The organism is Piscinibacter sp. HJYY11 (assembly GCF_016735515.1).
In the GTDB taxonomy this organism is placed as follows: Bacteria; Pseudomonadota; Gammaproteobacteria; order Burkholderiales; family Burkholderiaceae_C; genus Rhizobacter.
Map to the genome: position 1 here is coordinate 891,791 of NZ_JAERQZ010000001.1, position 12,099 is coordinate 903,889.

The following is a 12,099-nucleotide window of genomic DNA, read 5'->3' on the forward strand; positions in this document are numbered from 1 at the left end:
GGCGGGACTGTGTGCCCCGCCGCGCCTCCTCGCGCCGTTTCAGTCGGCCGCGCGCAAGGCCGCCTTGAGCTGCTGGCCCAGCTCGGGCTTGGCCGCGAACGGGTCGGTCGGGTTGCGCTGCTGCATCACGTCTTCCAGGCGTGTCTGCACGCCGCCGAGTGCGTGCGGGTGGCTGAAGATGTAGAAACGGCCTTCGGCCACCGCGTCGAACACCGACTGCGCCATCGTCGCCGCCGTCACCTTGCCGCTGCTCACCGCCTTGTCGCTCATCGCGCGGGCAATGAGCTGGCTCTTGGTCGGCTTCGCATCGGCGTCCTTCATCTCGGCCGGGCGGTTGCGCGCGCTGTTGCTGATGCCGGTCGGGATGAAGTACGGGCACAACACCGAAGCACCGATCTGGTCGGTGACGAGGCGCAGGTCCTGGTAGAGCGTTTCGCTCAGCGCCACCACCGCATGCTTGGTCACGTTGTACACGCCCATGTTGGGCGCGTTCAGCATGCCGGCCATCGAGGCGGTGTTGACGATGTGGCCTTCGTAGGCCGGGTTCTTCTTCGCGGCTTCCAGCATCATCGGCGTGAAGACCCGCACGCCGTGGGCCACGCCCATCAGGTTGACGCCGACGACCCACTCCCAGTCCTTGAGCGACTGTTCCCAGATCAGGCCACCACCGCCGACGCCGGCGTTGTTGAACACGAAGGTCGGAGCGCCGAAGCGCTCGAAGGTGGCGGCGCCGAGCGCTTCCACTTCAGCAGCCTTGGCCACGTCAAGCCTGAAGGGCAGCACCTTCGCACCCAAACCCTCGATCTCGGCCGTAGCAGCATCGAGCGCATCCTTCTGCACGTCGGCCAGCACGACATTCATGCCCAGCTTCGCGGCGATGCGCGAGGCCTCGAGGCCGAAGCCCGAGCCCGCACCGGTGATGACGGCGGTGCCGCCCTTGAAGTTCTTCATTTCGTTTCTCCTGAGTCGATCTTGGGTTTCTTGATCTGGTACCCGATGCGAGGGAAGTGCACGTGCACGGTGCCGGCACGTTCGTCCTTGCGCTCGATCACCACTTCGTTCTGATTGAGGCCGACCAGCGTGCCGCTGACGAGGTCAGTCGCGTAGTCGGTGGGCGCCACGGTCACCGCGTCGCCGGCCGCAAAGCCGGCATTGGCCTCGACCTGCGTGGGCGCGAATCGATGCGTGCCGGCGGCGAGTTCGAGCGCCGCATCGCTGCGCATCTTCTCGGGCGTGCCATGGCCGAAGGCCGCCACGCGCTCGTACCACGCGAGCAGGCGCGTGAACGGCGCCAGCACGGTGGCCACCGGCGGCGCACGGCGGATGTACCAGATCGACTGCGCCACTGAAAAGTCAGCGATGCAGGGCTGTGCGCCGAGCAGGAACTGCCGACCGTCAGCGAGCTCGGTGTCGAGCCAGCCGAAGTAGCTGGCCAGTTGCGCCGCACCGTCGACCGTCGTCGCGCGGCGCAGGTTGGGCGTCATCGCAGCACGATCGGCGGCAAAGGCCTTGAGGAAGTCAGGCGGTGCATCGCCGAACAAGTACTGCGCGCCAGCGGGCTGCATGGTGTACGGAATGGCCGACCAGAAGAGCGTGGTGTCGGCCCACTGCGCGAGCATGTGCTGAAGGCCACCCGCGGCGACCGGGTACAGCGGCGGCTGCGGCGCCATCGCGTCGATCACGCGGCACATCAGCGCGGTGTCGCAGTAGATGTCGGCGCCGACCTGCAGGAAGGGCGTGCGCCGGTAGCCGCCGGTGAGCGCCACCACGTCGGGCTTGGGCAGCATCACCGGCACGGTGACCGACTTCCAGGCCAGGCCCTTGTAGCCGAGGATGAGGCGCACCTTCTCTGAAAAAGGCGAGCCGGCATAGTGGTGCAAGACCAGATCGGACATGGGCGTGTTCGTGAGGGTTTGAGGGAGTCTTGTGTCGCAGCGGCGCGATCAATCTGACGCGTTGTTGCGCATGATCTTTCGGCCACCGGCCGGCAGGCCCTTGAGGTACTTGAAGGTGCCGGTGGCCTGGGCGACGAGCGCGCCCTTTTCGTCGAACACCTGGGCTTCGCAAAACGCGAGCGAGGCGGTGCCGTGCACCCGCTTGCCCTTCGCATGCAGCCGGCCGAGGCCGGGGCGCATGAAGCTCGTCTTCATCTCGATGGTGACGACGCCGATGCCGTTGCTCTGCCCTTCCCCGTCCAGGCCAGTGGCACGGGCCGCGTGCGCCATCGTCACGTCGAGCAGCGTCATCGTCACACCCCCGTGCGCCACGCTCCACGAGTTGCACAGCTCCTCGCGCAGCGTGACGGCGATCTCGGCCTCACCGTCCTCGAACTTCAGCAGCTCGAAGCCGAGGTGCTCGACGAAGGGGATGAAGGTGTGGAACTTCATGACACCGCAGGTTCAGCCGCCGTGGATGGCCGACACGCCACCGTCGACGGCGAGGATCTGCCCGGTGATGTGCTTGCCGGCCGCCGAGGCGAACAGCAGTGCCGCGCCCTTCAGGTCGTCGTCGTCGCCGATGCGGCGCAGCGGCGCACGCGAGGCCATCGCATCGGCGCCCACGCGCTCGATCGTGCCCTTGGTCATCTTGCTCGGGAAGAAGCCCGGTGCCAGCGCGTTGACGGTGATGCCGTACTTGCCCCACTCGCCCGCCAGCGTGCGGGTGAAGTTCACCGCCGCGCCCTTGCTCGTGCCGTAGGCGATGTACTGGATGTCGGGGCCCGCGCCCGAGAGGCCGGCGATCGAGGCCACGTTGATGATGCGGCCCTGCTTGCGGGGAATCATGCTCAGCTTGCCGATGGCCTGGCTCATCAGGAAGATGCTGCGGATGTTGAGATTCATGACCTTGTCCCACGCTTCGAGCGGGTGGTCTTCGGCGGGCGCGCCCCAGGTCGCGCCGGCGTTGTTGACGAGGATGTCGACGTTGCCCAGGCGTTCCATCGCGTCTTTCGCAATGCGCTGAATCTCCTCCGGCTGGCTCGCATCGGCGGCGACCCACAGCGCGTCGATGCCGCGCGCCTTCAGGTGCGCGGCGGACTCTTCCAAGTCGCTCGCCTTGCGAGAGGTGAGCAGCACGCGCGCGCCGGCTTCGCCGAGCGCTTCGGCGATCTGCAGGCCGAGGCCGCGCGAGCCGCCGGTGACGAGGGCGGTCTTGCCGCTGAGGTTGAAGAGTTTCTGGATCGGGGTGCTCATGGTGTTGTCTTGTCCGAAGGTTGAGGCGTGTCTTTCATGCGCGAGCGCACGTAGATGAGGGCGAAGCCCAGGGCGGCGATTGCACCGCCGATGACGATCACGGTGGTGCCCAGCGCATCGTCGCTGCGCTGGACCGAGAGCCCGAGGCCCACGCCCAGCAGGCCGCCGTAGATGAGGACCCAGATCAGCGTGTCGACGGTGCTTGTTTTCATGGCGAGTTCAGAACCAGGCGTCGTTCATGGTGCGGCAGGTGTCGTCGCGCGTTTCCACCACCTTCAGCCACGCGGGTACACGCGGCAGCTCGTAGCGGAAGAAATAGCGCGCGGCGGCGAGCGTGCCTTGGCGCAGGTTCTCGTCGGCCTTCGACGCTTGCGCGCAGAGTGCGACGTCGAGCCAGATCCAGGCGAGCACGGTGTGGCCGAAAGCTTGCAGGTACGGCACGGCATTGGCCAGCGCCTCTTCCGGCACGCCGGTGGCCCAGGCCGACTTGGTCGCGTTGCCCAGGTGCTTGAGCGCACCGGCCAGCGAGTTCGCGGCTTCCGCCCACTCGGGCGTCTGCACCGCACGCTCGATCGTCGCGTTGACCTTGGCGGCCAGCAGCGCGAGGCCCTTGCCTCCATCCATCACCACCTTGCGGCCCAGCAGGTCGAGGCCCTGGATGCCGTGTGTGCCCTCGTGGATCATGTTCAGGCGGTTGTCACGCCAGTACTGCTCCACCGGGTAGTCGCGGGTGTAGCCGTAGCCACCATGGATCTGGATCGCGAGGCTGTTGGCCTCCAGGCACCACTCGCTGGGCCAGCTCTTCGCAATCGGCGTGAGCATCTCCAGCAGCAGGCCGGCTTCAGCGCGCTTGTCGACGTCTCCCGTGTGCAGCTCGTCGACGAGGCGCGAGCAGTACAGCTCCAGTGCGAGCGCACCTTCGCAGTACGACTTCTGTGCCAGCAGCATGCGCTTCACGTCGGCGTGCTGAATGATCGGCACCTGCGGCTGCTTGGCGTCCTTGCCGCCGACGCCGATGGGCCGGCCCTGCGGGCGGCCCTTCGCGTATTCGAGGCTCGCCTCGTATCCTGCGTAGCCCAGCATCACCGCGCCCAGGCCCACGCCGATGCGCGCCTCGTTCATCATGTGGAACATGCACTTGAGGCCATCGCCGGGCTTGCCCACCAGGTAGCCGATCGCACCGGCCTTGCCGCGCGCCGGGTACTTGCCTTCGCCGAAGTTGAGCAGCGTGTTGGGAATGCCGCGGTAGCCGAGCTTGTGGTTCAGGCCCGCCAGGGCCACGTCGTTGCGTTCGCCGGTGAGATTGCCCTCGGTGTCGACCAGCTTCTTCGGCACGATGAAGAGCGAGATGCCCTTGGTGCCCGGGATCAGGTTGCCATCGGGCCCGGGGATCTTGGCCAGCACCAGGTGCACGATGTTCTCGGTGAGCTCATGCTCGCCGTTGCTGATCCACATCTTGTTGCCGCGCAGGCGGTAGCGTGGGCCCAGCGGGTCGCCCTCGAAGTCGTCGCCATCGGGCGTGGCCCGCGTGAGGATGTCGGACAGCGACGAGCCCGCCTGCGGCTCGCTCAAGCACATGGTGCCAAAGAAGCGGCCGGCGAATTCGTTCTTCGCGAAGACTTCCTTCTGCAACTCGGTGCCGTGCGCCATCAGGAGGTTGGCGTTGCCGCTGGTGAGCATGGCGCCACCACCGAGGCCGATGCTCGCCTTGGAGAAGAAGGTGTTGGCCGCCATCTCCACCACGCAGGGCAGCTGCATGCCGCCGATGTCGTAGTCCTGTGCGGCCGCGAGCATGCCGGACTCGACATACGCCTTGGCCGCGTCATACGACGCCTGCGGCAGGATCACCTTCTCGCCGTCGAAGTGCGGCTCTTCGGTGTCGGCAAGGCGGTTGAAGGGCTCGAACTTGTCGCGGGCGATGCGCTCGCAGGTGTCGAGCACCGACGAGAAGGTCTCGCGCGAATGGTCGGAGAAGCGCTGACGCCGCGTCAGCTCCTCCACCGCCAGCCAGTCATACAGGAAGAAATCGACGGTGGAGCGGTACGTCATGGCAGCGGCCTGTCAGAGCACCTCGAACACGCCGGCAGCACCCATGCCACCGCCGATGCACATCGTCACCACCACGCGCTTGGCACCGCGGCGCTTGCCTTCGATGAGCGCGTGCCCGGTGAGGCGCTGGCCGCTCACGCCGTAGGGGTGACCGACCGCGATGGCGCCGCCGTTGACGTTGAGGCGGTCCATCGGGATGCCCAGCGTGTCGGCGCAATAGAGCACCTGCACTGCGAAGGCTTCGTTCAGCTCCCACAGGTCGATGTCGCTCACCTTGAGGCCGAGCTTCTTCAGCACCTTGGGCACGGCGAACACCGGGCCGATGCCCATCTCGTCGGGCTCGCAGCCGGCCACCGCGAAGCCGAGGAAGCGGCCCAGCGGCTTGAAGCCGCGCTGCTCGGCGAGCTTCTCGTTCATCAGCACGCAGGCGCCGGCGCCGTCGCTGAACTGGCTGGCGTTGCCGGCGGAGATCACGCCCCCGGGCAATGCGGGCTTGATGCCGGCGATACCTTCCTTGGTGGTGCCAGGGCGCAGGCCTTCGTCGGCGCTGATGGTCACTTCCTTCGTGCGCAGGCCCATCACCGGGTCGGCGACGCCGGCCACGGTGGTGACCGAGATCATCTCGTCGTTGAACTTGCCGGCCTCTTGCGCAGCACAGGCCTTCTGCTGGCTGGCGGCGCCATATTCGTCCATGCGGTCGCGGCCGATGTTGTAGCGCTTGGCCACCTGCTCGGCGGTCTGCAGCATGCTCCAGTAGATCTCGGGCTTGTGCTCCTTGAGCCAGCCGTCGGCGGCCATGTGGCGGTTGGCCTCGTTCTGCACGCAGGAGATGCTCTCCACGCCGCCGGCCACGTACACGTCGCCCTCGCCCGCGATGATGCGTTGCGCGGCCGTCGCGATGGTCTGCAGGCCGCTGGAGCAGAAGCGGTTGATGGTCATGCCGCTCGCCGTGATCGGCAGGCCGGCGCGCAGTGCGATCTGGCGGGCGATGTTGCCGCCGGTCGCGCCTTCGGGGGTTGCACAACCCATGATTACGTCGTCGACCTCGGCACCTTCGATGCCGGCGCGCTCGACGGCGGCCTTGACCGCAAAGCCGCCCAGCGTGGCGCCATGGGTCATGTTGAAGGCACCCTTCCAGCTCTTGGCGAGCGGCGTGCGGGCAGTGGAAACGATCACGGCTGAGGTCATGGGAATGCTCCGGTGTCTTGTCGAATCAGGCCGCCTTCTGGGCCGGCAGGTAGATGCTGTTCTTGGGCTTGGCGAAGACCTTGCGCAACGCGGGCTCGAATTCGCTGAGGGGCAGCGTCTCGCCCTTGGGGTCGAAGGCCGGGTTGTCGTAGAGCGCGCAGAACTCGGCCGTGCGCTCGTAGCTCGGGTGGCCTTCGAACTGGTCGCGCAGGTTGCGGTCCAGGCCCAGGTGGTGGAAGAAGTAGTAGCCCTGGAAGATGCCGTGGTTCTGCACCATCCAGAGGTTCTCGGCGCTGACCCAGGGCTTGAGGATCGCGCCGGCGATGTCGAAGTGGTTGGCGGGCCCGAGCGTGTCGCCAATGTCGTGCAGCAGCGCGCACACCACGTACTCGTCATCGCGACCGTCCTTCATGGCACGCGTGGCGGTCTGCAGCGAGTGGGTGTAGCGGTCGACCGGGAAGCCGCCGTAGTCGCCTTCGAGCAGCTTCAGGTGGGCGATGAGGCGGTCGGGCAAGGACCGCTGGAAGGCGCCAGCCTCCTCCTTGATGATGGCCCAGTCATCGGCGGTGCTGGTTTCCATGCTGGTGAAGGTGGCGCGTTTCATCGGCTTGTCTCCTGTGGTTTGCGTCAGCTGAAGGTCTTGCCTTCGGCGGCGAGTTTGGCGAGCAAGGGAGCTGGCTCCCAGAACTTCGCGTCGTCGAGCGGGTTCTTCTGGAAGCGGCGCATGCTGGCGACCACGTTGAAGAGGCCCTGCGTGTCGGCGTAGCACATGGGGCCACCGCGGAAAGCGGGGAAGCCGTAGCCGGTGAGGTAGACCATGTCGATGTCGGAGGCGCGCAGCGCGATGCCTTCCTCGAGGATCTTGGCGCCTTCGTTGACGAGCGCGTAGACCAGGCGCTGCACGATCTCCTGGTCGCTGATCTTGCGCGGCGTGATGCCCTTCTCGGCCCGCACCTTCTCGATCATCGCGACCACTTCCTTCGACGGGATCGCATCGCGCTTGCCCGGCTTGTAGTCGTACCAGCCGGCGCCGGTCTTCTGGCCGTAGCGGCCCATCTCGCACAGCACGTCGGCCGTCTTGCTGTAGACCATGTCGGGCTGCTCGACGTAGCGGCGCTTGCGGATGTACCAGCCGATGTCATTGCCGGCGAGGTCACCCATGCGGAACGGGCCCATTGCGAAGCCGAACTTCTCGATCGCCTTGTCGACCTGCTCGGGCGTCGCGCCCTCTTCCAGCAGGAAGCCGCCCTGGCGCGAGTACTGCTCGATCATGCGGTTGCCGATGAAGCCGTCGCACACGCCCGAGACCACGCAGGTCTTCTTGATCTTCTTGCCGAGCGCCATCACGGTGGCGAGCACGTCTTTCGCCGTCTTCTCGCCGCGGATCACCTCCAGCAGCTTCATCACATTGGCCGGGCTGAAGAAATGCGTGCCGATCACGTCTTGCGGGCGGTTGGTGAAGGCGGCGATCTGGTTGACGTCGAGCGTGGAGGTATTGGACGCAAGGATGGCACCCGGCTTCATCACCTCGTCGAGCGCCTTGAACACCTTCTCCTTCACGCCCATCTCTTCGAACACCGCCTCGATCACCATGTCGGCGTCCTTCAGGTCGCCGTAGTTGAGCGTGGTGCTCAGGAGTGCCATGCGGGCCTCCAGCTTCTCCTGCGTGAGCTTGCCCTTCTTGACCTGGGCTTCGTAGTTCTTGCGGATGGTCGCAATGCCGCGGTCGAGCGCTTCCTGCTTCATCTCAAGCATCACCACCGGCATGCCGGCGTTGAGGAAGTTCATCGCGATGCCGCCACCCATGGTGCCGGCGCCGATGATGGCGAGCTTCTTCACGTCGCGCACCGGCGTGTCGGCCGGCACGTCGGGGATCTTGCTCGTGGCGCGCTCGGCCATGAACACATGCCGCAGCGCACGGCTCTCGGGCGTGAGCATCAGGTTCTGGAACGTGACGAGCTCCAGGCGCATGCCTTCGTCGAAGGGCTTGTAGACGGCGTTGGCGACGGCCTCCACGCACTGCAGCGGCGCCGGGTAGTTGCGCGACATCGCGCCCACCGAGTTGCGGGCGAACTGGAAGTAGCCGTCGGCGTTGGGGTGCGTGGCCTTGAGGTTGCGCACGAGGGGCAGCGGGCGCTTGTCGGCGACGTCGGCTGCGAATGCAAGCGCGGCGGTGACCACATCACCGTCGACCAGCTTGTCGAACAGCTTCTGGCCCGGCAGCGAGGCGAGCAGCTCGCTCTTCACCGGCTCGCCGCTCACGATCATGTTGAGTGCCGTTTCGACGCCCAGCGCACGCGGCAGGCGCTGCGTACCGCCAGCACCGGGCAGCAGGCCGAGCTTCACTTCGGGCAGCGCGACCTGCGTGCCCTTGGCGACCACGCGGTAGTGGCAGCCCAGCGCCAGCTCCAGGCCACCGCCCATGCACACGCTGTGGATCGCGGCGACGACGGGCTTGCTCGTCGCTTCGACCGCGGCGATCACGCTCAGCAGATTGGGCTCGGCCAGCGCCTTGGGCGAGCCGAACTCCTTGATGTCGGCGCCCCCCGAGAACGCGTTGCCGGCGCCGGTGATCACGATGGCCTTGACGGCGCTGTCGGCTTCGGCCTTTTCCAGGCCTTGGGTGATGCCGAGCCGGGTCGCGAGACCGAGGCCATTCACCGGCGGATTGTTCAGCGTGATGACGGCAACGTTGCCGCGCAGTTCATAGGTGGCGCTCATGGCGAAGACCCTCGAGAAGAGAAAACGAACGATCGTTCGAGTCTAGAAAACAGAACGGCCGGCTCCTGTCTCGTCAGCGACAAGCCGGCAAGCCGGATGTCGTGCGAAGCAGTGCCGGCCGGGGGCGGCGGCTGAAGCTTCAGTCGATCTTAGACCTCCAGCCACTCCTTGCGAATGGCCGCGTCGGCGCGCAGCTGGGCCGGCGTTCCTTCGAACACCACCTGGCCATGGCCCATCACGTAGCAGCGCTCCGAGATCTCGAGCGCGATGGTGAGCTTCTGCTCGACCAGCAGCACCGAGATGCCGCGGCGCTTGAGTTCCTTGAGGTACTCAGCCACCAGCTCCACGATCTTCGGCGCCAGACCTTCGGTCGGCTCGTCGATCATGATGAGGTCGGGGTCGCCCATCAGCGTGCGGCACAGCGTGAGCATCTGCTGCTCGCCGCCCGAGAGCACGCCGGCCTCGGTGTGCTGGCGTTCCTTCAGCCGCGGGAACATCTGGTACATGTCGTCGAACGACCAGCGCGGCTTCTTGCCCGTGCCCTTCTCACCGAGCATCAGGTTCTGGTGCACGGTGAGCTTGGGGAAGATGTCGCGGTTCTCGGGCACGTAGCCGATGCCGGCGTGGGCGATCTCGAAGGCCTTCTTGCCGAGGATCTCCTGATCGCGCCACTTGATCGAGCCATGGCCTTCGACCAGACCCATGATCGTCTTGACCGTCGTCGAGCGCCCGGAGCCGTTGCGCCCCAGAAGCGCCACGATCTCGCCCGGTTTCACGTTGAGGTCGACGCCGTGCAGCACGTGACTCTTGCCGTAATAGGCGTGCAGGTCTTTCAGTTGAAGCATCGTCATGGTCGTCAGTGCCCCGCTGCTTGTTGGTCGGCAAGCACCGAGCCGAGGTAGGCCTCCTGCACACGCGCGTTGGCGCGCACGGCATCGGGCGTGTCGAAAGCGATCACCTCGCCATACACGAGCACGGCGATCTTGTCGGCCAGGCCGAACACCACGCCCATGTCGTGCTCTACCGTGAGCAGCGTCTTGCCGACGGTGATCTCGCGGATGAGTTCGATGAAGCGCGAGGTTTCGCTCTTGCTCATGCCGGCCGTCGGCTCGTCGAGCAGGATGACGCTCGCGCCGCCCGCGATGGTGATCCCCACCTCGAGCGCACGCTGTTCAGCGTAGGTGAGGTTCATCGCCGCCTCGTCGCGCTTGGCTTCCAGCTTGATCATGCGCATGACCTGCTCGGCGCGGTCGTTCGCGTCGTGCAGGTTGGCGAGGAACTTCCAGAACACGTAGCGGTAGCCCATCGACCACAGCACCGCGCAGCGGATGTTCTCGAAGACCGACAGGCGGCCGAACAGGTTGGAAACCTGGAAGCTGCGCGCCAGCCCGCGGCGGTTGATCTCATACGGCTTGAGCCCGTCGATGCGCTCGCCGTGCAGCTTGATCTCGCCGCTGGTGAGACCGAAGCGGCCGCTGATGAGGTTGAAGAGGGTCGACTTGCCGGCGCCGTTGGGGCCGATGACGGCCACACGCTCGCCTTCCTTCACCTTGAGCGAAGCGCCCCGGATGATCTCGGTCTTGCCGAAGCTCTTGCGGCAGTCATTGAGCTCGACAGCCCAGCCGCCCTTGTTGTTTGCCACGTTGCCCTGGCTCATGCAGCACCCCTGCGGTGAATCTCTTTCTCGATTTCTTCCTGGATGCCGTCCCACTTCGCCTTGAAGCGGCGACGCACCAGTTCGAACAACACGCCGCCGACAAGGAACAGCGCAGCCGCGACGATCCAGGTGTTGGCATCCCTGACGTTGAGGACCCGGCCCATGAACTTGATCGTGTCGCCCATGCCGGCTTCGAGTTGGAGGTGGTAGACCATCTCGACGATCGCCGCGCCTCCCGCCAGCCACAGCAGGGTGGTCAGGAAGAGGCCCACGTACGACAGCGCCAGGCGACGCCACTTGCCGAACTTCGCCACCCGCAGGTTCATCATGATGATGCTGGAGACGCCTCCGGGGGCGAACATCACCATCACGAGGAACACGATGCCCAGGTAGAGCAGCCAGGCCTTGGTCACCTCGGACAGCAGCACGAAGGCAAACACCGCCAGCACCGCGCCGATGATCGGGCCGAAGAAGAAGGCCGCGCCACCGAGGAAGGTGAACAGCAGGTAGCCGCCCGAACGCGTGGCGTGGACCGCCTCGGCCGTGACGATCTCGAAGTTCAGTGCCGTGAGGCCACCCCCGATGCCGGCGAAGAAGCCGGCGATGATGAACGCGACATAGCGCACCACCTGGGTGTTGTAACCGACGAACTCCACACGCTCCGGGTTGTCGCGCACCGCATTGAGCATGCGACCGAACGGCGTGCGCGTCAGCATGAACATGAGGGCCGTGCAGATGAAGCAGTACACCGCGATCAGGTAGTACATCTGAATGGCGGGGCCATAGGTGATGCCCAGCACCGGCTGGCCAACCACGCGGTTGCCGCTGATGCCGCCTTCACCGCCGAAGAACCCCGCGAACATCAGCGACATCGCGAACACCAGCTCGCCGACGCCCAGCGTGATCATCGCGAAGGTGTTGGCCGACTTCTTGGTCGTCACCCAACCCAGCAACGCCGCGATGCCTGCACCGGCAAGACCGCCGACGATGGGCAACAGGCTCACCGGGATCGGCAGCTTGCCGCCACCGACCATGTTGAGCGCATGGATGGTGAAGAACGCGCCGAGGCCCGTGTACACCGCATGGCCGAAGCTCAGCATGCCCCCCTGCCCCAGCAGCAGGTTGTAGCTGAGGCAGATGATGATCATGTAGCCGATCTGGGACAGCACCGTCAGCGCGAGACTGCTCTTGAAGATGAGCGGCGCGACGATCAGCAGGAGCGCAAAGCCGCCCCACACCAGGAGACGCCCGACGTTGAAGGGCTGGAACTGGAAATATTGTGTTTTGCTCATG

The 12,099-nt window shown here is 65.9% G+C and carries 12 protein-coding genes; all 12 read right to left on the reverse strand.

Going from position 1 to position 12,099, the window contains the following annotated elements:
* Nucleotides 1-39: 39 nt before the first annotated feature.
* A complete protein-coding gene (locus JI745_RS04020; RefSeq protein ID WP_201803945.1) occupies nt 40-951 on the reverse strand; it encodes an SDR family oxidoreductase in 912 nt (303 codons plus the stop codon).
* Nucleotides 948-1,895: a glutathione S-transferase family protein gene (locus JI745_RS04025; protein WP_201803946.1), complete on the reverse strand. Its 948-nt coding sequence runs from the start codon at nt 1,893-1,895 to the stop codon at nt 948-950. Before JI745_RS04025 ends, JI745_RS04020 begins: the two co-directional genes overlap by 4 nt.
* A gap of 48 nt (nt 1,896-1,943) precedes the next feature.
* The gene (locus tag JI745_RS04030; RefSeq protein ID WP_201803948.1) at nt 1,944-2,387 is read right to left on the reverse strand and encodes a PaaI family thioesterase; all 444 of its coding nucleotides are present in this window, start codon (nt 2,385-2,387) and stop codon (nt 1,944-1,946) included.
* A gap of 12 nt (nt 2,388-2,399) precedes the next feature.
* Nucleotides 2,400-3,191, reverse strand: a complete 792-nt coding sequence (locus JI745_RS04035; protein ID WP_201803950.1) for an SDR family oxidoreductase — start codon at nt 3,189-3,191, stop codon at nt 2,400-2,402.
* Entirely contained in the window at nt 3,188-3,403 is a 216-nt protein-coding gene (locus tag JI745_RS04040; protein ID WP_201803952.1) for a hypothetical protein, read from the reverse strand. Before JI745_RS04040 ends, JI745_RS04035 begins: the two co-directional genes overlap by 4 nt.
* A gap of 7 nt (nt 3,404-3,410) precedes the next feature.
* A complete protein-coding gene (locus JI745_RS04045) occupies nt 3,411-5,240 on the reverse strand; it encodes an acyl-CoA dehydrogenase (protein ID WP_201803953.1) in 1,830 nt (609 codons plus the stop codon).
* Nucleotides 5,241-5,252: 12 nt separating this feature from the next.
* Nucleotides 5,253-6,428, reverse strand: coding sequence for an acetyl-CoA C-acyltransferase (locus JI745_RS04050; protein WP_201803955.1), 1,176 nt, complete (start codon nt 6,426-6,428; stop codon nt 5,253-5,255).
* Nucleotides 6,429-6,453: 25 nt separating this feature from the next.
* Complete coding sequence (locus JI745_RS04055) at nt 6,454-7,032, reverse strand: HD domain-containing protein (RefSeq protein ID WP_201803957.1); 579 nt, start codon at nt 7,030-7,032, stop codon at nt 6,454-6,456.
* Between the two features lie 23 nt (nt 7,033-7,055).
* Complete coding sequence (locus JI745_RS04060; protein WP_201803958.1) at nt 7,056-9,149, reverse strand: 3-hydroxyacyl-CoA dehydrogenase NAD-binding domain-containing protein; 2,094 nt, start codon at nt 9,147-9,149, stop codon at nt 7,056-7,058.
* A gap of 149 nt (nt 9,150-9,298) precedes the next feature.
* Nucleotides 9,299-9,994: an ABC transporter ATP-binding protein gene (locus tag JI745_RS04065; RefSeq protein WP_201812326.1), complete on the reverse strand. Its 696-nt coding sequence runs from the start codon at nt 9,992-9,994 to the stop codon at nt 9,299-9,301.
* Nucleotides 9,995-10,005: 11 nt separating this feature from the next.
* Nucleotides 10,006-10,806, reverse strand: coding sequence for an ABC transporter ATP-binding protein (locus JI745_RS04070; RefSeq protein ID WP_201803960.1), 801 nt, complete (start codon nt 10,804-10,806; stop codon nt 10,006-10,008).
* The gene (locus tag JI745_RS04075; protein ID WP_201803961.1) at nt 10,803-12,098 is read right to left on the reverse strand and encodes a branched-chain amino acid ABC transporter permease; all 1,296 of its coding nucleotides are present in this window, start codon (nt 12,096-12,098) and stop codon (nt 10,803-10,805) included. The genes JI745_RS04070 and JI745_RS04075 overlap by 4 nt, the downstream gene beginning before the upstream one ends.
* Nucleotide 12,099: the final 1 nt, after the last annotated feature.

Coding starts and splice junctions, on each gene's coding strand:
- JI745_RS04020 (WP_201803945.1), bottom strand. CDS start 951: ATGAAGAACTTCAAGGGCGGCACCGCCGTCATCACCGGTGCGGGCTCG.
- JI745_RS04025 (WP_201803946.1), bottom strand. CDS start 1,895: ATGTCCGATCTGGTCTTGCACCACTATGCCGGCTCGCCTTTTTCAGAG.
- JI745_RS04030 (WP_201803948.1), bottom strand. CDS start 2,387: ATGAAGTTCCACACCTTCATCCCCTTCGTCGAGCACCTCGGCTTCGAG.
- JI745_RS04035 (WP_201803950.1), bottom strand. CDS start 3,191: ATGAGCACCCCGATCCAGAAACTCTTCAACCTCAGCGGCAAGACCGCC.
- JI745_RS04040 (WP_201803952.1), bottom strand. CDS start 3,403: ATGAAAACAAGCACCGTCGACACGCTGATCTGGGTCCTCATCTACGGC.
- JI745_RS04045 (WP_201803953.1), bottom strand. CDS start 5,240: ATGACGTACCGCTCCACCGTCGATTTCTTCCTGTATGACTGGCTGGCG.
- JI745_RS04050 (WP_201803955.1), bottom strand. CDS start 6,428: ATGACCTCAGCCGTGATCGTTTCCACTGCCCGCACGCCGCTCGCCAAG.
- JI745_RS04055 (WP_201803957.1), bottom strand. CDS start 7,032: ATGAAACGCGCCACCTTCACCAGCATGGAAACCAGCACCGCCGATGAC.
- JI745_RS04060 (WP_201803958.1), bottom strand. CDS start 9,149: ATGAGCGCCACCTATGAACTGCGCGGCAACGTTGCCGTCATCACGCTG.
- JI745_RS04065 (WP_201812326.1), bottom strand. CDS start 9,994: ATGCTTCAACTGAAAGACCTGCACGCCTATTACGGCAAGAGTCACGTG.
- JI745_RS04070 (WP_201803960.1), bottom strand. CDS start 10,806: ATGAGCCAGGGCAACGTGGCAAACAACAAGGGCGGCTGGGCTGTCGAG.
- JI745_RS04075 (WP_201803961.1), bottom strand. CDS start 12,098: ATGAGCAAAACACAATATTTCCAGTTCCAGCCCTTCAACGTCGGGCGT.